We start from the raw sequence: 21,308 nt of genomic DNA, 5'->3' as shown, positions 1-21,308 counted from the left end.
TCGTTGGCGCCACTTTAGCGCAGCACAAGTCCCTTTTCGGGACCTGTTGGCTCGTTGGCGCCATTTTAGCGCAGCATTAGTCCCTTTTCGGGACCTGTTGGCTCGTTGGTGCCACTTTAGCGCAGCACAAGTCCCTTTTCGGGACCTGTTGGCTCGTTGGCGCCGCTTTAGCGCAGCACAAATCCCTTTTCGGGACCTGTTGGCTCGTTGGCGCCGCTTTAGCGCAGCATAAGTCCCTTATCGGGACTTGTTTCCCCGTAGGCACCGCTTGGGCGGGGCCCAAATCCCTTATCGGGACCTGTTGGCTCGTTGGCGCCACTTTAGCGCAGCATAAGTCCCTTTTCGGGACTTGTTTGTCCATAGACGCCGCTTGGGCGGGGCACAAATCCCTTATCGGGACCTGTTGGCTCGTTGGCGCCACTTTAGCGCAGCATAAGTCCCTTTTCGGGACTTGTTTGTCCATAGACACCGCTTGGGCGGGGCACAAATCCCTTATCGGGACCTGTTGGCTCGTTCGCTTGGGGGCGGCCATAACGCTCAAGTAGATGCCATCGTCGACGCGGGAGAAATGCACATGTTCGAGCCTCTACTCTCCCGCGCTACTCAAGCAAACTAGTCTACTCCCAGACACCAATGCTATCCAACCAAACTAATCTACTCCCAGCTCCCGTGCCACCCAAACGAACCAATCTACTTCCAACCTCCATGCTACTCAAACAACCAATCTCCCCCTTGCTCCCGCGCTACCCAAGCAAACCAATCCACTCCCTGCCCCCAGTACTATCCGAGCAAACCACTCCCCCTCCCCTTAAGACGCAAACGAGCCGCGCTCTAACGTGAGCGCGACTCGCTTTTTTACATGGATAGCAGCTATTCCTTGATGGTTACCGTTACCGGGGAATACTCGGCAATGACGGTTTGACCATGAACCGAGACGCTGCCCTGCGGCGTCAGATCCTTCTCCGTCATGATGCCAAGCGCAATCGTGAACTTGTTGAATTTGATCGGAATATTGTTCTCCCGGCGGACCTCCTGTCCGTTCACGTAGAATACCGCCTCGTCCTCACTGCGGTTATAGGTGATTGTGTACGTGTTGAATTCCTGCGGCTTGAAGTGTGTATCTTCCTCTTTAAAAATGCAGAAGAAGCGGGTTTTATCCGATTCCGGCACCTGAACGCCAGGGAAAGGCAGCACCGCATACACGCTCGCATACTTATCGTTCGAAGCGAAGAAGTCGAGCGCCGCTCCGGTTGAGAAATCCAGCAGATTCAAAGATACGTAACCGTCGTACAAATCACCGGGAACGGTGCCCTGCGTACGGGCACGGATCTGAAGCTCAAAGGTCACTTCGCCCGATTCCGGCACTTCAACCTCTTCCACGGAATAATACATATGCTTGGCATTGTCGAGAATCTGAATCTGATTATGCTGGCGGCTCAGCGGTGCGCGCACATACAGGATGCCGTTGCGCACGATAACGACAGCGTCGGGCTCCCGGTACTCCCAGAAGGAACCGTCCGGCAGCGGAAAGCCGCCGATCTTCCAAACCTTGCCCTCCGACAGGATGGTATGAAAATCACCAAAAACACGTTGTTGTTCCATCTAAGGTCTCCTTCTTTCTCACAAAAATAGGTTAGAATGCCTGGATTATGCCTTGGACGAGCAGCGACAGGATCAACACGCCGCCGCAGCGCATCGTTGTCATCGTTGACGCGCCCATCAGCGGCAAGTAAGCTTCGGAACGATTGCTATCCTTCAGTCTTCCATACACAAGATACAATGGAATAACGGTCAGCAGAGCAATAATCGCATAAGGTGGAAGAGCTCCCGCTAGGACGCAGGCAACCAGGGACAGACAGGCCAGCAGCAGCAGCGCCCGTGAAAACGTCAACGCCCGCTTTTCCCCCCATACGACCACAAGGGTTCTTTTTCCGGCCTGACGATCCGCCTGCCAATGCAGGAAGTGATGGTTGAACAAAATCAACGTCGTGAGCAGCCCGATCGGCAGCGACAACAGCAGGGCCCGAAGATCCATGCTTGACGTCTGGACATAGAAAGCTCCCATAACAGGCAAAATACCGAAGGACAACAGGATCGCAATTTCGCTGTAGCCCTTGCCCCGGTATCCGAACCGAACGGGCGGCGCCACGTAAAAATAAGCGATGAGTCCGCCGAGCGCGCCGAACAGAAGCGCCCACCAGCCGCTGATCAAGCTCAGAATAATCCCGCATAACGCGGCTATTCCGAACAGCGTCCAGGTAACGCTCTCGAATTTGCGGATGGACCAGATGCCTTTGGTTAGAAAACCTGAATTCGTGGAGATCGCATCGACGTCCTCCTGGGCTTCCGTATCGGTCCCGTTCTTATAGTCCCACAAATCGTTCACCATATTGGAGAACAAATGGGCGGCCCCGCTTCCGATCAAGGTCAATAAAAAAAGCCCGATATGGAAACGGCCTGTCCAAACATAAGCGCCAAGCGCCCCCAAAGCAACCGGTATGAGCATGACCGGAATGACTTGGATACGCGAAGCTTTTTTAAACTGATTCAGGACATCCACTGGCGTAGGCTCCTTTCTCTCATAAAACAGAATAGAACGCCTGCAACTCGCTTGCAGACGTTAATCGATGTTGTGAAACAAAGCACTTGTACATTAAGGATATCACAATTGTCGAACTTTGTAATCTATTTGTAAGAACTTGGCTAAACTCCTATACGGACGAGCGCTCAATCAATTCGAACGGCAGCTCCTTGCGCACCGGGTCTTTCCGTTCTCCCTGAATATGGGCATACACGATTTTGAAAGCCTCTGAACCCATATCGAGCAGTCGGTTATCGATCGTCGTGAGGCCTAGCATTTTGCCGATGGGTTGATTGTCAAATCCGATGACCGCAAGCTCCTGCGGGATGGATATGTCCCGCTTCTCCGCTTCGTAGATCAAGCCGGCCGCCACATGGTCCCCCGTCACGAGCAGGGCGCTTGGCCGTTCTCTCATATCCATAAGCCGGTTCATGATTGCCGCACCATCCTCAAGATCAATGCAGCCATCCAATATCCATTCCTCACGGTAAGGCTCTCCGATTTCCTTCAGCACTTCCTCATAGGCTGTTTTGCGTGCTCTCGTACTGGGGCTGTCCAGCCTTCCTACCGTAAATCCGATTCTGCGGTGTCCCCGGTCAATCAAATAATGCATGGCACGCCGGAAAGCCTCCGCATGATTAATATATATAGAAGAAAATAATCGCTCCCCCGCATCCAGACAGCAAACAATCGGGCCATATGGACAGTAGGCTTCGATCTGCTCCGGGGTAACGGCGGACGATAGAATAATGATCCCGTCAATTTCCCGGTTCCGCAGCATCTCCAGCACTTCCAATTCTTTGTCCTGCGCATATCCCGTCTGACAAAGGATAAGCCGGTAGCTTGCCGCCAGCGCTTCTTGCCCGGCTCCCTCCATCAGTAATGAGAAGTACGCATGATTAATGAACGGCAGCATAATGGCGATATTCATCGTTCTGCCCGTAATGAGGTGAACGGCGTTCATATTGCGCGCATACTTCAGCTGCTTCATCGTCGCCAGGACCCGCGCTCGCTTTTCCTCGCGAACATAGGGATGATTATTGAGCACCCGGGATACCGTGGATACCGACACGCCCGCAAGCTTTGCGATTTCTTTGATATTGGCCATGCTCTTTCCCTCCCTCGATACTAGCCTGCCGTCTATCTATCCTCGATACTATCATGTTCAGGTAGTTGATTCAAAAGAGAGCCTGAACCTGAATAGATACGTAAGACGAAAAGCCGCAATTTATGCGGCTTTCAATTTCTACATATTCTTTGTCTTTTATGCTCCTTGACTATATGTTCTTTGACTGTATGTTCTTTGTCGTCCGACAACAAATTCATCATCATTTATGTCGTTCACGGAGTTTTCGTTTCCCTTTGAGTTTCGATATACATGGAAGTGCTTGTCGAAAAGAAATTCTACTTCCTTAATACTCTCCTTTTATTACGAAAAACGAGCCCCGAATGGTTCCGGCTAATTTGGACTTCTGTCTGGCAAACTTAAAGTTCCCTTCCAACTCCTGTGGCACCTCCATCCCCTCAGAAAGCTTAAAGCCAACGGCCCGCTTCTTAGGATCATCCACCGTATACATGACGTTGACCCCTAGACCATCCTCATAAAAAACGAAGGCCCATTGGATATTCTCCACCTGGAAACGCGACGTTTCTAAAGGTTTGGCCGCAAACTCAATATCGCGTTCTTCTTTCAAAATTCGGTTTACATAATCCAGGGTTTCCTGGCTTTCGCTGGCGGGTACAACCGTAAATTCATGCTTATATTTGTTCATAAAGTAACGGGCTTCGTTCGCTCGTAAACCAGCCAGCGCTTCGGCTACGGGCGAAGATTCTAACCCGACTGTGGATACGTTTTTAAAATCAACGATATGGGACATGTTCATCACTCCTAAAAGTTTTGTGAGCGTTACTTCTTCGAATTACTTCGAGCAAAACTCGCTTCGAAAGCATCAACTTAGTTTTGTGAGCGTTACTTCTTCGAATTACTTCGAGCAAAACTCCCTTCGAAAGCATCAACATAGTTTTGTGAGCGTTACTTCTTCGAACTACTTCGAGCAAAACTCCCTTCGAAAGCATCAACTTAGTTTTGTGAGCGTTACTTCCTCGAGCCTGCTTCGAACAAAACTCGCATCGAAAGCATCGCGAGTCTCTTTATTTTCTTACGACCGGAATCCACACTTCACCAAATACGAGACCGTTTCGCTGCCCCATCTCCACCGTCGCGTTGGGCCCGCCGACATAGGCAAAATCTTGTGCTTCCGGCAGCACTTGTCCAAAAGCAATGCCTGTAAGCACTTGACTCAACTCCTCAGCCGTCTGCGCTTCTCCTTTTACAACGAGGTATTCCCCTTTAGGAAACTGGATGACTCTGGTCGCTTCCGGTAACGATGCCTCGGTCAACACGCCAGCGTAATACATCATCTTGTTGTTCACGGCTTCGTTTACGGCAAAAATATAGTCATTTGCGGCCACGGCCTTTAATGTGTCAAGTCTTCCATCTTGTTTCACGGCTTTCCAAAAGTCGGCCTTCTCCTTGTTGATGCCGGCATAGTCGGTGTAGTCGCTTTGAAGCTCCGTTCCGATTCCTAATACGATAAAGCTGTCTTTTTCCTCAATACTGTAATTTGCCATATTCAATCCCTTCCTCTTCTTTAAATTGTGATTCCTATGTTTTATTACTTGATGGGTTAATCATAACTTTAAATCATGTCAAAAAATGATACCGTTTAAATGAGCCATGAAAAAAACGGATCGGATGGGGAGTATCGGCTTTATATCCACACTCCGACGATCTAGGCTGTCAATGAATCGGCTACGTACAAGTACTTGTCAATTTCGGCAAAGGATATAACTACTTGTCATTACAGTTACAACAATAAATTAATATACTTCGATTAAAAAGACATCGAATGCGGCTAGCAACAAAGTAACGCCGATTGAAGACTCAGAGAGTCCGCAACCGGCGCATCTGCTCAACATTTCCTATACTTTAAAGGACGGGTTAACTCGCCAGTCCCTCTTTTCTGTTCGATAACTACACAGAATACGGTTCAAACGTACATTCCGCCCCGTTGATCATTCTCGCCGAGCTGCCTGAACCCCTATGCTTCAAAAATAGTCGGTCTTCCGTCGTCCATCCTGTATACGCCACCTCAAGCCCGCCGTCTGTCTTGAATTCCGGCCTCTGCCCGGACATTTGCCGTGCGAACGCCGCCAGCTGTCCGATCCCTCTGTTCTCCGCTTCCCGAATGGACACCGCCTCTACGGCGAGAGCAATTCCGTCGCCTCGGCAAACAATCTGTTGATATCCGGACTGCGCCCGAATGTCATAAGCCGTCCCCGGGCTTAAATGTATGGCAAAATAAACCTCATCTACCTTGCCGTACAAAGCTTCGGCCTCGTACAACCATTCCCCTTCCGGCAGAACGCCGACGATTTCTTCGCCACTGGCAACCGCCAGTTCAGGCAGCGGATAGAGCGCCAGCACCACATTTTTGTGATACAGCACCTCCATCCACTCGCTTTGGTGACGAGGATCGCTTCCCGAAGGATCGTATCCCTCCCCCGGATGGAAAAAATACAGCTGATTCGCCTTCCCGCCTAAACGGACAGGCAGGCTGAACATCCAGCGCAGCTGCTCGTTGTCGAACTCCCGGACCCGCTCCCACAATCCGCCCGCCGCAAAATCCTCCGTCACATAAGCATAGGAGTGCAGCTTTCGCAACTCGCCGTCAACCGATTTCATCAGCACCTTGCGCACTTCCGCCGGTTCGCTTCGATGCAGGGCAAGGTGCCGGGCAGCTTCCGGAGCTTCGTGGAATAGAAAACCGGCATATTCCGTGCGCGGCATCTCCTCCGGAAGGCTAAAATCACCGAACTGGACATAATCGTGAAGCACATTGGCATCCCGCGGAGCATCATGCGGCCATCCCCTGGAGTGGGCTCCTACCCACGCCCCCTTCAGGTAATAAGACGCGCGAAGGCTCCACAGCTCATCCAACAGTTCATGAAGCTTCTGCTTCACTTCCGGTTCCTCCGCCAATTCCAGCGCACAGGTGAACGCCTGTGTCCAATGCCAAAACCACGGCAGGCACCCATACTCAGCCATACCCTCCCGGCGGAGCAGAGTCAGGGTATCCCTAAGGCTTTGTTTTCCGTCCTCCAGAAGCTCCTTATCCCCGAACCGCTGGCCGAATATTAGCTTGGCCGCCGTATACTTCGCCTCATGATGGTTGCACACCGTGAGCGGCTTGCGAAAAAAACCTCCGCGATAGATGTGTTCCAGCGCGGCCTCAAACTCCCTCGCCAGGCCCTCGTTCATCCCGCTTTCAAACTTGTGATGGAAAAAAAACATCAAGCTCCCCATCAATTCCACCGGCAGCACGTGCGGACTCGCCGCCTCCGGCTTCGGTTCCAGGTTCAGCGGCCAGTGTCCGTACATCGGACTCTTCGCATCCCGGTCCTGCAGCCGCAGCACACGACCCAAAACCTCCTCTGCCAGCCGCTTACCCTCCTGCCGGTTGAACTGCGGATCATGCTCCAGGTCTAACGAAGCTGCAAACAAATAGGAGGCATAATAGAAGTTGTCTCGCACATCCCCATGAAACCACAGTCCGCTGGATTGCAGGGGCAGCCTCCATGCTTGTTCCGCAACATTCCGAACAATCCGGTTCATTCTTCCATGATAATCGTTCATCGTCTTCTCCTTCCCAATCCGGTGATAAAGCCGCTTCCCTACCCTAATGTAAGATAAAAACGAACAAAAAGAAACCAATTTGAACACATATAAACCTATTAAAGAGCCTCAAGTCCATACAAGCTTGAAAATACATACAGGACCGGTTCCCAAGCAGCCCCGCATTCGTCCGGCCATTATCTTAAGCCGTGCTGTCAATCCTTTCATTGCATGATAGGCACCGGACCCTATTTTAGGGCATATACAGCAAAAGCCCGGCCAGAGAGCCTCTCTGCCCGGGTCGTTGAACAAGCTAAACTGCAGCATAATTCTGTCGTTATAGGTTACTTGTCCTCTTCGTCCTGTACGAAATTAAGCACGGCTTCATCCACTGCCGCGGTCTGTCCCAGGTCTGGTTGATCTGACAGCTCAACTTCGCAAGATTCGGGACCGCCATGCAGTTCAAAGAGAACCAGCTCGTTCTCCCCTTTACGCAATAAAGGGCCGGGAATATACAAGGCCTTTTGGGGCCCCGCGTTCCAGTACCGGCCGAGATTGAAGCCATTAATCCAGGCGACACCCTTCGTCCAGCCATCAAAGCGAAGGAACGTATCCCCGATGTCCTCCACCTGAAAGCTGCCGCGGTAAAATCCGGGCAGACCCGTGTCTTCCGACGTCGACGTAGACAGCTCTTCATGCTCCGCCTGCCCTTTATCCATAACCGGTTTATAAGAGAGGGATGACAGCATCTGGGACGCAAGCGGCAGGGTCCGGACCGTCCAGTTATACAGGAATTGGTTATCGATTCTCACGCCCTCCGTGATTCCCTTGGGATCGTGGATCAGCGGCCCATAATTGATCCGGCCCATGTTCTCGACGAGAATATCCAGCCTTGCTCCCGTTGCGGGTACGGTAATATCGAGCGGCTGCAAATTCCATCGTTCGATAACGCCAAGCGGCCGACCGTCCAGAAATACCTGGGCGCGATCACGAACCTCCTGAATATGCAGCTGCTGTCCTTGCCTTGGTCCCGGAATAAAGGTGCTGTACAAGATAAAGCCATAGGACTGTCCGAATGTTTCCATTGGCTTGATGCACACGCTTTGTTTCGGCTCTGAGAGATGCTCTAGATTGGCATCCGCAAACAGACCGGCCATCTCAGACAAAGCGACCTTTCCGTAGGCCGCCTTTGGAATGGGCTCCGGAAAGGCGCAACCCGGCTTAAAACCATGCTTGCCGAGCACAGTCCGCACCGCCTCATATTTCTCCGTCTTATCCCCCCATTCCGTCAAAGGGGCATCATAATCGTAGCTTGTCGTCGTCGGTTCATAGGTCTTGATGTGATTCGCTCCGCTGTAAAAGCCGAAGTTGGTTCCGCCATGGAACATATACATATTGATCGAGGAGCCCTTCTCAAGCATTTCATCCAGTACGCCGGCGACATCGGCCGCATCCCGGACATGATGGTCCTCCATCCAGTGATCAAACCAGCCGTTCCAGAATTCCATGACCATCAGCGGCTCATCCGTACGGTATTCGCGGTATTTGCCGAACGATTCTTCTACCCGGGAACCGAAATTTACAGTCGCGTGCACATGGTCGATGGACCCGCCCAGCAGCATTTCGTCGGTTGGCCCGTCGGAGGTAAAGAGAAGCACATCGACGCCACGCCGCACCAGTCCTGCGCGCAAATACTCCAGATAAGCGTGATCGTTGCCGTAACTGCCGTATTCATTTTCGACCTGAACAGCCAGGATCGGCCCTCCGTTCGAAGACAGGAGCGGAACCATTCTCGGGATCAGCTCGTCGTAATAATGATCCACCTTACTTAAATAGAGCGGGTCACTGCAGCGAAGCCGGATTTCTCCATAACCTAGCAGCCAGCCCGGCAAACCTCCAAATTCCCATTCCGCACAGATAAACGGGCTGGGTCTGACAATGACGTGCAAGCCGAGTTTCCCGGCTAATTCGATAAACGATCCAACGTCGGCCATCCCGCTAAAGTTAAATTCCCCTTCTGTGGGTTCATGCACATTCCATGCGATATACGTTTCAACGGTATTAAAGCCGCAGGCCTTTAATTTTAAAAGCCTGTCCTCCCAATATTCAGGAACGACACGGAAATAGTGAACCGCTCCCGATATGATCCGGTAAGGCTGCCCGTCCAGCAGGTATTGTCCGTTCTTCCAAGTGAGCACTCCCATTCCAGTTCTCCTCCACCTTATGTTAGGATCCAAGGCTTATTGCCCGCAGCGATAAACCGCCAATTTTTTGATGACCGGACTTGCGGCCGCTTCCAGTACCCGCAAACGCACCTTGTCGGTCGTTACCGGAGAGAACGCATCGATTTTCTTGTGACCGATCGCGCTGCCGCGTGTCAGCTCGAGCCACTCTCCACCGACGAAGGCTTCCAGCACATACTGACTGATCCTTTCCCCGTATGCAATCTCCTCCATGACCACGACATGATCGATCACGCATGCTTGGGGAAGGATTAACTGAACGGCCTCTCCCGATCCCGAGCCTTCGGCCAGGGCAGAACCGAACCGACGCTTGATCTCTCTGCCAAATTCCAGAAGCCGCTTTACATCGGCCTCCGGAAGCAGTCCCCGGGGGTCCGGAGCGACATTGAGCAGCAAGGTCGCTCCATGTCCAACCGACCGGTAATAGATGTCCATAAGCTGATCAAGAGACAACAGCAAATGTTCCTCGTCCGGATGCCAGAACCAGCGGTCTTTTCGGATCGGTACATCGCATTCTGCGGGCACCCAGCTCGGCGTCTCCGTCAGCCATTTCAGCGATTCTTCGCTGAACATGCTGCCCCGAGAAGAATCGGCCGTGTTCCAGCAAGGATACGGAGCGACACCATCCTCATTGCCGACCCACCGAATCGTGGGCGCGCCCATATTAAACACCATGGCGCTTGGCTGATATTTTTTCACAAGACCCATGATTCGCGGCCAATCATATTCGCGGCCTTCCGATCCCGCGCCGTCAAACCAAATTTCCACAAGCGGACCATAGCCGGTTAAGAGCTCCTCCAATTGTCTGCAATAAAAGTCATCATACTGCTGCGGATCGGCATAACACGGCTCGTGCCTGTCCCAAGGGGATACATAAATACCGAAGCCGATGCCCTCCTCCCGGCAAGCTTCCGCGCATTCTTTCACGACATCGCCCTTGCCTTCCTTCCACGGGCTCGAGGCTACGGAGTAATCCGTCGTCGCCGTCGGCCACAGGCAAAAGCCGTCATGATGCTTGGCCGTCAGTATGAGATAACGGAAGCCGGCTTCCTTCGCGGACCGGGCCCACTGTTTGGCATCCAGGCGTTCCGGATTAAACAAGGCCGGAGCATCCTTGCCTCCCCCCCATTCCTGGTCACAGAACGTATTGATTCCAAAATGGCAGAACATCCCGAGCTCCATATCCTGCCAAGCTAATTGCTCCGGCGAAGGAACAGCTAGCTGCTCCTCTAGCTTTCTTGTTATTGACATGCTTTCCCCTCCAACTCTCTACAGTTGAAAAAAAAGGGCTTTGGGAAGCCGGCTTAATGGCCCCCCGAAGCCCGATTCCTACCAGGATTCTTTACCCTGTGCTATCCCTGTTACTTGATAACGCCTTTTTCGTTAATGATTTTCGTGGCCTCATCGACCATCCATTGTTGAACCTCATCAATCGGCTCATTGCTGAGCATGAATTTAGAGAAGCCGTCATTTATGATCTTGGTCAATTCCGCGGTAGACGCGATCATGACTTTGGCGGCATCCAGATATTGGATTTCATCGCTGAACAGCGTATATTTCAACGAATCCATATCGTACATATCCTCTTTGCCGGCAACCAGCTTCGTCAGCAATTCCTCGTTATTCGCCTTTTTGTAGCCAGAGAACTCAAGTCTGTTGTCCGAATCGGCTGTTGTCATGAATCTCATAAGCTTGAAGGAGGCTGCCTTGTTGGCGGAGTTGGCGCCCATTGCCAGCATATTGCCGCTGGTGAAGTATTTTCCTTCATACTCTTTCGGTTCCCAGCCAGCAGGAGGCACAGGTACAGGAGCGAAGGCGGTTTTGAACTCATGCGGATATTGCTCGGTATTGCCTGGGTCTGCGATCGTAAAGTTGCCTGTAAGAATCATAGCGGCTTCTTCATTGAAGAATTCCGTACGGTAGTTCAGCTTCGCAGCAAGCACGTCACTGTAAGGCTTGGCCGACTTGTCCTTCTCCTCCATGTCTTTACGGAGCTGGAAGAAATATTTGTATGTCGGATCCGCCAGAATCGTCGTTCCGTCTTCATAGACGAACGGATCTTTCATCATGGTTTGGGCCGGAGCGTTCATATAAAGCTCCCATGTGTGGAAATAAGATCCGTAGCGCTTGTCAACGCCTTCGCCCTTGGTCAGCTTTTTGGCGTATTCGCGGTAGTCGTCCCATGTCCAACCATATTTCGGAACCTCAAGTCCCGCTTCATCCAGGGCATCCTTATTGAGCATGACATAGTTCGTGCTCTTGGTATACTGCATGCCATAATACTTGTCGCCTAACTTGGGATTTACGAAATACTCGTCTTCCGGAACCAAGCTTTCCTTCTCGTAGAACTCGTTCAGAGGAGCAAGAGCTCCGCGTTCAGCCCGCTCGAGAACTCCGCCCAAGCTCGGGAATTGAATAACATCGATCGCTTCGCCGGAAGAGATCAGGAAATCCAGCTTTTTCAGCATTTCCACGGAATCGCCGGGAACCAGCACCACATGCTCGACCTTGATGTCCGGATTTTGATCCATAAATTCCTGGAGCATGGCATCCGTGCCCGCCTGCTGGGCCTCGTTATCCCAGTTGTAATACTTGATGGTGGTAACCCCATTGTCTGCCTTGCCGGCACCCGATTCTGAACCGGAATTCCCGCAGCCGCTTAAAATCAGGGTGCTTGCCAGAACCGTGCTTAGAATGATGGATAATCTGTGTTTGACTTTTTTCTTCATCTTACTTCCCCCTGCACAGATAAATTAGTTGTTGTGCTGTTTTCATGTTCATTATAGGCACCGGCACGGCCGATCAAGTGCACAATTTTGAGGTTCTAGGATTACTTTTTTGACTTTTGCGAAACCTTCGGCCTTTTCACATTAGGCTTCGGATCAACCTTTTACCCCGCCTAAAGCGATACCGTTTATGACCTGCTTCTGCAATACGATGAACACGATGACCAGTGGAATGATCGCCGATACCGCCGCCGTCATCATAATGGCATAGTTGTTGGTATAGTCATCACGGAACAGCGTCATCCCCAGCGGAATCGTGTATAGGTCCTTGTCCAGCAGGAAGATCAGCGGATTCTGGTAATCGTTCCAAGTCCAAATGAATTTAATGATCGCTACCGTAGCCAGCACAGGCTTGCACAGCGGAACCATAATGGAAGCAAATGTCCGCAGATGGCCCGCACCGTCAATTCTCGCAGCTTCCAAATATTCATCGCTGATCCCGATCATGAATTGACGAAGCAGGAACGTGAAGTAGATCGAGAACATACTCATGAAGATGATGGCCGCATGCGTATTGTAGAGACCAAACCAGCGAATGAGCAGAAACCGCGGAATCAGCGTCGCCTGATCCGGAATGATCATGAACGAGAGTAGGGCCATAAAGACGAGATTCCGTCCCTTGAATCGGATCTTCGTTAGCGCATAAGCGGCCATGGATGAGATGATCAGCGTGATTAAGGTCGTGATAATGGCTATTTTAAAAGAATTAAAATAGAAATCATAGAAGGGAACTCTCCCCATCCAAACCGTCTTGAAATTATACGCCAGATTCACCTTTTCCGGTATCCATTGAATTGGAAAGCGCATAACATCCTTCTCGTATTTGAAAGCCGCGGAAATCATCCAAATGAGCGGAACGAGAAACACGATGGACAATGCCCCCATCAAAAGGGTGATTACCCCTTTGGACATGTTTTTTCGAAGCAACTGCATGTACAATCCTCTCCCTCTCTATTCTTCATTTCTCATCTTCCAGGTGAGCGCGGTAATCAGGCCGATAATCGCGAACAGCAGCCAGGAAATGGCCGAAGCGTATCCCATATTGTAATATTGGAAGCCTTCCTCATAGATACGGAATACAAGCACGGTAGAAGAATTGTTCGGTCCGCCTTCCGTCAGGAACGCGATAATGTCAAACACTTTAAACGAACCAATCAACATCGTGATCAACAGGAAGAAGGTTGTTGGACGGAGCATCGGAACCGTGATCGCAAAAAACTTTTTAATTGCACCGGCACCGTCAATATCCGCCGCTTCATAAATTTCATTCGATATGTTCGTAAGCCCGGCCATATAGATAATGATCGTGTAGCCCAGGCCCGCCCAGGAGCTGATAATCGAAATCGCCAGGAGCGACGTTTTCGGATCGACCAGCCACTTCGGCGGATTGCTGATCCCGAGCTCCATCAGAAACTGGTTGATCGGTCCCAGCGATGGATGGAATAATGCGCTCCACACCGCAGCGACCGCGATAATCGAAGAAATATACGGAATGAAGAACGCGACTTTAAAATAGCTTTTGAAGAACACACTGTTGTGAATCAAAACCGAAAGCACCAGGGCGATGGCAATCGGGATCGGCACCGTAAGAACCATATAGATCAAATTATTCTTTATCGCTTGAATGATGGTTGGATCCTGAAACATCTTGATATAGTTATCGAAACCGGTAAATTCGATACCCTGGACACCCGACAGCATATCCCAATCGGATAAGCTCAAATACAAAGAGAATCCAAGGGCAAATACATTTAATAACAGCATCCCGACGATTTCCGGGGCAAGAAACAGCCACCCGATCAAAGCCTCTTTCCGCTTGGGAGTCCAAAACTTCCGCCGGCTCTTGGGCACTGGTCGTTGTACAGCCTCCATGAAGCATCACCTCAACAATTTGTAAGTTGTCATTATAGTAATACATCCGCCATCGGCAAGAAGGAGGGATTCTGACCAGCCATGTGCAAGATTTTGACCTAAAAAAAGCCCCACAAAGTGGAGCCTACGCTTCGATACTTATTCCAATTACTTTGCGGGGACCCCAGAACAAAAGCCCCACAAAGTGGAGCCTACGCTTCGATGCTTATTCCAAATACTTTGCGGGGACCCCAAATCAAAAGCCCCACAAAGTGGAGCCTACGCTTCTAATGCTTATTCCAAATAATTGAATACTATCGGCCCGCTTACTTTCGCGCGGTGTACTTCGCTTTATACTCGCTCGGGGTGGTCCCCACGTATTTTTTGAACACTTTCGAAAAATACGTACGGTCCGAATAGCCTAATTCCATAGCCAGAGACTCCAAATTCTGCCCGGACATTCTAAGCATTTTGGTGGCCATCTTCATTTTGTATTGATGCACGTAATCCGTGAAGGTGAGCCCTGTCAACCGTTTGAAATACCGGGAAAAATAGCTCGGGTTCAAAAACAGATAGCGTGCCATATCGATCGATGTAATGTTATCGTCGAGATGCTGATCGATATATTGCTGGATCACCTGCAGCTTCGGCTCGTTCGTGGGGCTTCCCGCTCCCGTTTTCCGCGTTCCGATCGTCTGGATCAGCCTTCTCTCCACCAGCTCCATCATATCCTCCAAGGTGCGGGCTAAACCGAGATAGGCGAACAGATCCTCTTCGAATTTCAGACTGGAAAACATCAGCTCGATGCTGCGAAGCATGGAGGAAAGATCCCGGGCAAAGTCGCCCGGATCAATCGACAGCTCCTTCGCGGTTCCGGCGATCTTCTGCAGCGCAGCGCGTATACCGTCGAGATCCTGCTTCATGAGCATCCGTTCCAGCTCCGAAACGTAACTGTCCAGAAACCCCTGAGGCGCGGCTTGGAACCACCGTGTTCGGATTTGCGAAGCTTCCAGCATCGTATAGTCGGTATTTTCATAAAACTCGTATTTTCCATGAAAAATATCCTGATAGACGGAGCCGATCGAGCTTAATTCCATCTTGTCCGTGACGGAGACAACATTCGGTTGAATCTTGAGAAAGTGGAGGCACTGATAACGCAGTCGCTGCAAATAATGATGAAGATGCAAGCTGGCATTCTGCGCCAGATTGACCCTAAAGTTATGCAGAATCACAATGTTCCCCTGCTCCATGAACGGCGTAATCCCTTCGTACGACTCGGACAATTCCGTCGCAATATTATAAACGGCGTATAAAATCAGCGGCAATTCCGTTTGTCTGAAGCGCTTGTCAAAGCTGGAGAGTCGAATGCTGACCAGCCCCAACGCAAACCACGGATAGGTCCAGGAGATGCCGAGCTGCGCTGCATAAGCCTGAGTGGCTTCGGACGGCGAGCCATTGATCACCCGTTGCAGCAGGTCTTGCCGAAAGAGCTGACTATTGTAATTGGCCCCTTCGCGATGAATCAGACCGGTTCGCATTTTTAGCAAGTTCATGGATTTGCCGAGGCTCTGTTCCAACTGCTCCGCTGTAAGCTGATCCTTGATCAGATAATCATCCGCTTGCAGCTTTACGGCTTGCTGGGCATAATGAAAATCCTCATGGCAGGTCAGGAAGATAATCCGTACCTCCGGCTTCACGCGCATAAAATGGTCCGCCAGCTCAATGCCGTTTTTTTGCGGGAGTCCGATATCCGTAATGACAATATCCGGCTGCACTTCCTCAAACATATGCAGCGCTTTGGCGCTGGAATACGTACTGCCGGCAATCTGCAGATTGTTGGCCTCCCAGTCAATCATCTGCTGCAATACCTTGAGCATAGGAACATCATCGTCGATGAGCATAACTCTATACATTACTCTTCCTCTCCCTCCGGTAGATAACCATGATGTTGACTTACGGGCAAGTACAGCAAAACAGACATCCCCTCATGCGGAAGGTTGGCGAGTGTCAGCCTCGCTTCCTGCCCGAAGGTCAATCGGAGTCTTTGGACCACGTTCATCAGACCGACTCTCTCATAGGCTCCATCCTGCTCATCGCTTGGTTTCCCCAGCCTGCGGTTCAGACATTCGAGCATTCCTTCTTCGGCCCGGGTACCGTTGTTGATAATCTCAATCCTGATTCCGTCCGGGTCGCGTCTGGAGCGGACCTGAATACGTGGCGTCTGATGATCGACAAGTCCGTGGACGATGGCATTCTCAACGACCGGCTGCAATATGAGTTTTGGCAATATGAGCCCTTCGGTTTCCGGTTCCAGATCGACCTCTAAGCGAAGCGGGATTTCGTTGCGGATTTTCATAATGTCGACATAGTGGCCCAGCAGCTTGCACTCCTCGCGCAACGTGGCCGGCTCATTGACCTTGAGATAGGCTCGCAGCAAGCTCATCAGGGAATCGATAATTCCGCTGTGAAGCGTATCCTTCGTCAGGATGAGGCTGCATTTGATCGAATTGAGCGTGTTGATCAAAAAATGAGGGCGAATTTGCATAAACAAGGCTTCGAGCTCCATCACCCGCTTCTGTTCCTGCTCCTGTTCGATATCATGGATCAGCCGCTGTAATTGATCCAGCATCGTATTCAGCGTCTGACTCAACTCAGCGATATCATCCTTGCCCTTGACCTCCAGCCGGACGTCCAGATTTCCCATTCCGAACTGCCGCACCACTCGCTGCAGCTTGAGAATCGGCCTGTGCAGCCTTTTGGCGATCAGGATAGACATCCCGGAGAACACGAGAAACAGCAGAAGAACCCCGGCAAGACCGGTATAAAACGTCCGGGAAATTGGCTCCGACCACTCTTTCTCCGAAGCTTCGTAGGCCAGCTTCCAGTTCGATTTCAAAATGGTTCTATCCGATCGGACACTGCTCTTGGTCTCCGTATGATGCGGAATCAGCTCCGCATGACCTGCAATGAATTCCCCGTTTGCATCAAAGAGGGCCACCTTGCCAAAGTCGACCGTACCGAGCAGCCGGTTGAAGTACTTATCGGAAATGGCGCACAGCAATACGGACACTTGCCTCTTCTCTCGGCTGTCATAGATCACCCTGGCGATGTAGTAGCTTTTCCCCTTCCCCGCCGAGTCACCGCCGGCCATTCCTAGCCATTGCAGGGTTTCCGGTTTGTTGAGATCAACGCGCTGCATCAGTTCGTCAACGCTTCCGTTAATCGTGGTCAAATCCTCCGTGCCGGAAGAGATGACGAATTGCTGCGGGTTGACCAGGTACATGCGGACATTATTATTCAGCGGCTTGGAGTTAATCAGGGAAAAGATGTCCTGAATTTGTCTAAAATGCACATAATCCTCATAAGTTGCCAGCCTCTCGGTGTCTGCGAATGACTTCAGAATATTGCGAACACTTGTATCGTTCACGATAAAATGAGAGGCAAACGTGATATCGTCAATGGTTTTGCTCAGCTCATCCGTCATGACATTCAGGACATTCTCGTTGCTGAGCTGCAGCTTCTCTACCATCGTATCCCGGATCAGAACAAACGATATGATAGAAACCGCTATCAGCGGAATGAAGATCAGCAAAAGAAACGACAGCTGGATGCGTTTGTAGAAGGTAAATTTGAACATGTTTCTCTGCCCTTTCTTATGCTCCTTGTCCTCTTTATTCTATCAATCCTCTGTGCTGGAAGCATGCATTAAATGATGACGGTTGATTGCATTTTTCTTCCTTGAGGGGTCATCAGCACAACCTCTCCGAAGATCTGCATGCCCTCCACCACATAACAATCAAAATGACCCGACGGTGCACGGTGGCTAACAACGAGAATAAACTCCTCTTCCATTCCCGGGAGCTGAACGCCGCAAGCCTCGGCTTGCCCGTCATGAACCTGCTCCCCCGTATGACGATATACCGGTACCTTGCGGACTCGCGGAGAGGCTGTTTCGCCTGGACGATGGGGATAAAGCACCTGCATGATGCTGATCCATCCTCTTACTGTCCGGGAGTATGACGCATTCGAATTAGGCTCGAGCAGGTTATACTCGCGGGAGATCACGCCCTCGCCCACTTCCCCGCACTGGTCGGCCGTCGTTATGGGGATAATCGAAAGATTCGCTTCCCCGGGGGTGTTTGTACGGCAAATCCTGGTGTCTGCTTCCATCAGAACTTCGCCTGGCGGGTGCGGAAAATGGAAGTGCTGAGTCAGGGTATGCTGCTCACGGCACGCCAAGCTGTCGATCAACAGCCAGAAATACGGCTTGATAAAGATGATCCTTCTGCGCGGAATTAACGGTTCATTCCCATAAAGATAGCCGTCATGCATCCCCTCGACATAGTCAAAGTCAGGCTTGCTGATCCATTTGCAGCCCATCGGCCCGGCCATCCGGTCGAAAGACCAGGTATCCCTGATCCCGGTGAACCCGATTCCGTCGACGACGGTCGTGTTATGGGCGGAGCTCTCCTTTAATGCTTTTCTGTGCGGCGTATGATCGCTATAGTTGTACCGTCCAAGATCGGTGAGCAGGTCGCGGCCGTAGGCATGGAGATCGATGTGCAGCATATCGGCATGACCGTGGCCTCCCCCGAGCGGACCGCAGTGAAAATAAAGGTACAGCGCTTCTTCGTCCCAGCCCGTTCGCATCGTATAATGACCGGAATGGGGAAAAGCCCGGCTCATGGATGGCGGCTCTACAGGCACCATCGCTTCGTAATCACGGATTCCCTCCATGCCGAACAGCCAGGCATTGTCGTAATCCGGCCGGGCATGTCCGCCAAAGCGCAGGACGGAATCCTCAAACAGCCATGCGGCAAAGGTCAGAATGGAACGGATATCGCTATCGTCGCTGTCTCCCAGCATCGGCTGCCTGTGATTCGGCTTGGCCCAGTACAAGGAAGCTTCGGCCATCTCGAGGACCGTACGACAAAATGAGTCGTCAAGCTCCGACCCGTTGAGCTTGGCAAGGTGGACGCAGTCAAGATAACAAGCCAGCACCTCGTGATGATACGTTGGCGATTGCTCCCAGTGGATGCCGTCCGCCATGATCTGGAGCCTTGCCGTCTCCTTCAATCTCTCTTCGCCCATTTCCCGCCACCCTGCCGACTGGGTGAATTCGGGAAAGAACAACGCAATATGGTATAAGCCGCAAGTCTCCAGGACGCCCCAATTGCTGATATGTTTCCAGCTGGTGAAGGAAGCGGCCAGATACTCCCCGTGCTCGTGAAGCGAAATCAGCGCTTTACCGAGCAGCGACGGAGTAAGGGATGGGCTGCCGATCATGTATCGAAGCGCCTTGATCCAGTTCGCGCTGCGCAGCCCCGCCTCGATCGGGCGCCAGGTCAACGTATCCGTCGTAGGCTCTTCGGGGACAGGATTCCGATCGATCCAGTGTTCAAGCTGGCGGCAGAACACCTCCGCATACTTCTCATCGCCAGTCATCGCATACGCTTGTCCCAGCGCCACCCAATAGCGGTGGCGATTCAGCATGTAAGCCCACTCTACGTCCTGATCGGGAATATGGCACCAATCGATATCACCGTCAAATGTAACGGGAACGACGCTCCGCTCCATATCCCACAGAAAGCGGAACAGGAACGTCTGCTGCATCACCTCATTCGCCGTCTTCATGACGATTTCCAGCTCATCCCCACAGTGCTGCTTCACATAATCGGTGATCATCCGCTTCTCCTCACGGCTCATCCACCATCCGGCTGTTCTCCGGCAAGAGAAGTATGCATGCAGCTTACCCAGTACATCGTGCCGATGACCTTGATCATCTGCATTCAGCATCGGACCGATTGCGGGATCCTCCGGATCCAGCGTGGTTAAAAGGGCTTTCACCAAAGCTTCCGTGGCATCAGCGTTCATACCAATACCCCTTGTTTCCGGTCTCCATACGAATCAAAGCCTCCAGGTAAAAATAATCCCCCCAGATCATGAAATCATCCGGGGACAATCCGCCGCGCACATGATAAGAACCGTGCTGCAGCAGGCCCTCCGCCTCTTGGCCGACGGTGGAATAATTCCGTACCAGCGAGGTCATGGAATCCTGCAGTCCTTGTTCAAAGCGTGCTCTATCGGGATCCCCATCCTCCAAATGTCCAATCAGTTCCAGCAAACCTGCCGCCACAATAGCCGAGGCCGAGCTGTCGCGATAGGTATCGGCGGTTACGGGAGCATTAAAGTCCCAAAAGGCAACATGATCCTCCGGCAAGTGCTTCAAGAAATATTTCGCCATTCGTTTGGAGGTTTCCAGATATACACGATCCCCTGTATAGTGATAAGCCAGTGCGAATCCGTACACCCCCCAGGCTTGTCCCCGCGTCCATGTCGAGCCGTTCGTATAGCCCTGATGCGTGGCCCCTCCAATCGGCTCCCCGGTATGCGGATCGAAGAAGAAGGTGTGGTATGAGCTGTCATCTCCCCGCACCAGATAACGCCTTGTCTTCTCCGCCTGCATGATCGCAATGTCCCGATACTGGGACTTACCGGTTTGCTGCTCCGCCCAGAACAGCAGCGGCAGATTCATCAAGCAATCGATGATGATGCGGCCGCCCTCCTTCTCATCTCCTTCAGGACCCCATGCTTGAATATATCCTCCGCTTGGACGCCAGCGTTTCAGCAGCAAGTCCGCAGCCTGAAGCGTCAACTGGCGTGCGCTCTCATCCTTCTCGACGATCCACTGCGCTTTGGAGGACAAGGAATACAGAAATCCGATATCGTGATGATCAAGCACCTTCTTGTCCGCAAAGCGCTGGCGGAAGTCTTCTACCGTTCGCACGGCTCCCAATCTGAAGGCCTCGTCGCCCGTATATTCGTAACATAGCCAGAGAAGACCGCTCCAGAAGCCGTTTGTCCAATCGTCATTATCATTCAGCAAATAGGCGCCGTCCTTGCTGACGTGGGGGAATCGGGTCCCGAAGGCATCCATGTTCCTCCGGATTTTCTCTACGGCATCTTTAATCGCACTGCTCCACATAACGTCGTGCTCCCTTCGAATCGATCATGATTACGATTCATGATAGGGGGAGTCTCACCGTTCTTGTAGAGCCGATTTTTGCCTTGATGTGCACTATTTTGACTTTTGCATCCTTAGGGTTATAAAAAAGGAACAAACCTGTCCTTTTTCATCTCTATTGCAATAAAAAATACGATCCATGGTCACC

Annotated in this window: 15 protein-coding genes; all 15 read right to left on the bottom strand. The window is 51.5% G+C overall.

Annotation, left to right across the window (positions count from 1 at the left end; genetic code table 11):
- Window positions 1-870: 870 nt before the first annotated feature.
- Entirely contained in the window at window positions 871-1,602 is a 732-nt protein-coding gene (locus tag NST44_RS10800) for a DUF6081 family protein (RefSeq protein ID WP_007132370.1), read from the bottom strand.
- Between the two features lie 31 nt (window positions 1,603-1,633).
- The gene (locus NST44_RS10795; RefSeq protein WP_144873439.1) at window positions 1,634-2,560 is read right to left on the bottom strand and encodes a prenyltransferase; all 927 of its coding nucleotides are present in this window, start codon (window positions 2,558-2,560) and stop codon (window positions 1,634-1,636) included.
- A gap of 151 nt (window positions 2,561-2,711) precedes the next feature.
- On the bottom strand, window positions 2,712-3,689 hold the full coding sequence (locus NST44_RS10790) for a LacI family DNA-binding transcriptional regulator (RefSeq protein ID WP_007132368.1): 978 nt from the start codon (window positions 3,687-3,689) through the stop codon (window positions 2,712-2,714).
- A 304-nt stretch (window positions 3,690-3,993) separates the two neighbouring features.
- Window positions 3,994-4,458 carry a phage tail protein gene (locus NST44_RS10785; RefSeq protein ID WP_213617283.1) on the bottom strand — a complete coding sequence of 155 codons (465 nt, stop codon included), beginning with the start codon at window positions 4,456-4,458 and terminating at the stop codon, window positions 3,994-3,996.
- Between the two features lie 274 nt (window positions 4,459-4,732).
- Window positions 4,733-5,212, bottom strand: coding sequence for a GyrI-like domain-containing protein (locus NST44_RS10780; RefSeq protein ID WP_144870021.1), 480 nt, complete (start codon window positions 5,210-5,212; stop codon window positions 4,733-4,735).
- A gap of 403 nt (window positions 5,213-5,615) precedes the next feature.
- Window positions 5,616-7,277 carry a hypothetical protein gene (locus NST44_RS10775; RefSeq protein WP_210094488.1) on the bottom strand — a complete coding sequence of 554 codons (1,662 nt, stop codon included), beginning with the start codon at window positions 7,275-7,277 and terminating at the stop codon, window positions 5,616-5,618.
- Window positions 7,278-7,600: 323 nt separating this feature from the next.
- Window positions 7,601-9,460, bottom strand: coding sequence for a glycoside hydrolase family 35 protein (locus NST44_RS10770; RefSeq protein WP_007132363.1), 1,860 nt, complete (start codon window positions 9,458-9,460; stop codon window positions 7,601-7,603).
- A gap of 36 nt (window positions 9,461-9,496) precedes the next feature.
- Window positions 9,497-10,750, bottom strand: a complete 1,254-nt coding sequence (locus NST44_RS10765) for an alpha-L-fucosidase (protein ID WP_340899303.1) — start codon at window positions 10,748-10,750, stop codon at window positions 9,497-9,499.
- A 110-nt stretch (window positions 10,751-10,860) separates the two neighbouring features.
- Window positions 10,861-12,228, bottom strand: a complete 1,368-nt coding sequence (locus tag NST44_RS10760) for an ABC transporter substrate-binding protein (RefSeq protein WP_007132361.1) — start codon at window positions 12,226-12,228, stop codon at window positions 10,861-10,863.
- Window positions 12,229-12,381: 153 nt separating this feature from the next.
- Window positions 12,382-13,218: a carbohydrate ABC transporter permease gene (locus NST44_RS10755; protein ID WP_007132360.1), complete on the bottom strand. Its 837-nt coding sequence runs from the start codon at window positions 13,216-13,218 to the stop codon at window positions 12,382-12,384.
- Between the two features lie 18 nt (window positions 13,219-13,236).
- Window positions 13,237-14,157 (bottom strand): carbohydrate ABC transporter permease, encoded by a 921-nt coding sequence (locus tag NST44_RS10750; protein WP_007132359.1) that lies wholly within the window; start codon window positions 14,155-14,157, stop codon window positions 13,237-13,239.
- 305 nt (window positions 14,158-14,462) lie between these two features.
- A complete protein-coding gene (locus NST44_RS10745) occupies window positions 14,463-16,049 on the bottom strand; it encodes a response regulator transcription factor (protein ID WP_210094490.1) in 1,587 nt (528 codons plus the stop codon).
- Window positions 16,049-17,773 (bottom strand): cache domain-containing sensor histidine kinase, encoded by a 1,725-nt coding sequence (locus tag NST44_RS10740; protein ID WP_210094491.1) that lies wholly within the window; start codon window positions 17,771-17,773, stop codon window positions 16,049-16,051. The genes NST44_RS10745 and NST44_RS10740 overlap by 1 nt, the downstream gene beginning before the upstream one ends.
- Window positions 17,774-17,841: 68 nt before the next feature.
- Window positions 17,842-20,010: an alginate lyase family protein gene (locus tag NST44_RS10735; RefSeq protein ID WP_213616398.1), complete on the bottom strand. Its 2,169-nt coding sequence runs from the start codon at window positions 20,008-20,010 to the stop codon at window positions 17,842-17,844.
- The gene (locus tag NST44_RS10730) at window positions 20,000-21,121 is read right to left on the bottom strand and encodes a glycoside hydrolase family 88 protein (protein WP_213616396.1); all 1,122 of its coding nucleotides are present in this window, start codon (window positions 21,119-21,121) and stop codon (window positions 20,000-20,002) included. Before NST44_RS10730 ends, NST44_RS10735 begins: the two co-directional genes overlap by 11 nt.
- Window positions 21,122-21,308: the final 187 nt, after the last annotated feature.

It is taken from the genome of Paenibacillus sp. FSL W8-0919, from assembly GCF_038003785.1.
Classification (GTDB): Bacteria; Bacillota; Bacilli; order Paenibacillales; family Paenibacillaceae; genus Paenibacillus_AQ; species Paenibacillus_AQ lactis.
The sequence above is the reverse complement of the archived record's forward strand: the minus strand, read 5'-3'. Positions and strand labels throughout refer to the sequence as shown.

Excerpts from the sequence above, each read along its gene's own strand:
- NST44_RS10800 (WP_007132370.1), bottom strand. The coding sequence starts at position 1,602 with ATGGAACAACAACGTGTTTTTGGTGATTTTCATACCATCCTGTCGGAG.
- NST44_RS10790 (WP_007132368.1), bottom strand. The coding sequence starts at position 3,689 with ATGGCCAATATCAAAGAAATCGCAAAGCTTGCGGGCGTGTCGGTATCC.
- NST44_RS10785 (WP_213617283.1), bottom strand. The coding sequence starts at position 4,458 with ATGTCCCATATCGTTGATTTTAAAAACGTATCCACAGTCGGGTTAGAA.
- NST44_RS10780 (WP_144870021.1), bottom strand. The coding sequence starts at position 5,212 with ATGGCAAATTACAGTATTGAGGAAAAAGACAGCTTTATCGTATTAGGA.
- NST44_RS10775 (WP_210094488.1), bottom strand. The coding sequence starts at position 7,277 with ATGAACGATTATCATGGAAGAATGAACCGGATTGTTCGGAATGTTGCG.
- NST44_RS10770 (WP_007132363.1), bottom strand. The coding sequence starts at position 9,460 with ATGGGAGTGCTCACTTGGAAGAACGGACAATACCTGCTGGACGGGCAG.
- NST44_RS10765 (WP_340899303.1), bottom strand. The coding sequence starts at position 10,750 with ATGTCAATAACAAGAAAGCTAGAGGAGCAGCTAGCTGTTCCTTCGCCG.
- NST44_RS10760 (WP_007132361.1), bottom strand. The coding sequence starts at position 12,228 with ATGAAGAAAAAAGTCAAACACAGATTATCCATCATTCTAAGCACGGTT.
- NST44_RS10755 (WP_007132360.1), bottom strand. The coding sequence starts at position 13,218 with ATGCAGTTGCTTCGAAAAAACATGTCCAAAGGGGTAATCACCCTTTTG.
- NST44_RS10750 (WP_007132359.1), bottom strand. The coding sequence starts at position 14,157 with ATGGAGGCTGTACAACGACCAGTGCCCAAGAGCCGGCGGAAGTTTTGG.
- NST44_RS10745 (WP_210094490.1), bottom strand. The coding sequence starts at position 16,049 with ATGTATAGAGTTATGCTCATCGACGATGATGTTCCTATGCTCAAGGTA.
- NST44_RS10740 (WP_210094491.1), bottom strand. The coding sequence starts at position 17,773 with ATGTTCAAATTTACCTTCTACAAACGCATCCAGCTGTCGTTTCTTTTG.
- NST44_RS10735 (WP_213616398.1), bottom strand. The coding sequence starts at position 20,010 with ATGAACGCTGATGCCACGGAAGCTTTGGTGAAAGCCCTTTTAACCACG.
- NST44_RS10730 (WP_213616396.1), bottom strand. The coding sequence starts at position 21,121 with ATGTGGAGCAGTGCGATTAAAGATGCCGTAGAGAAAATCCGGAGGAAC.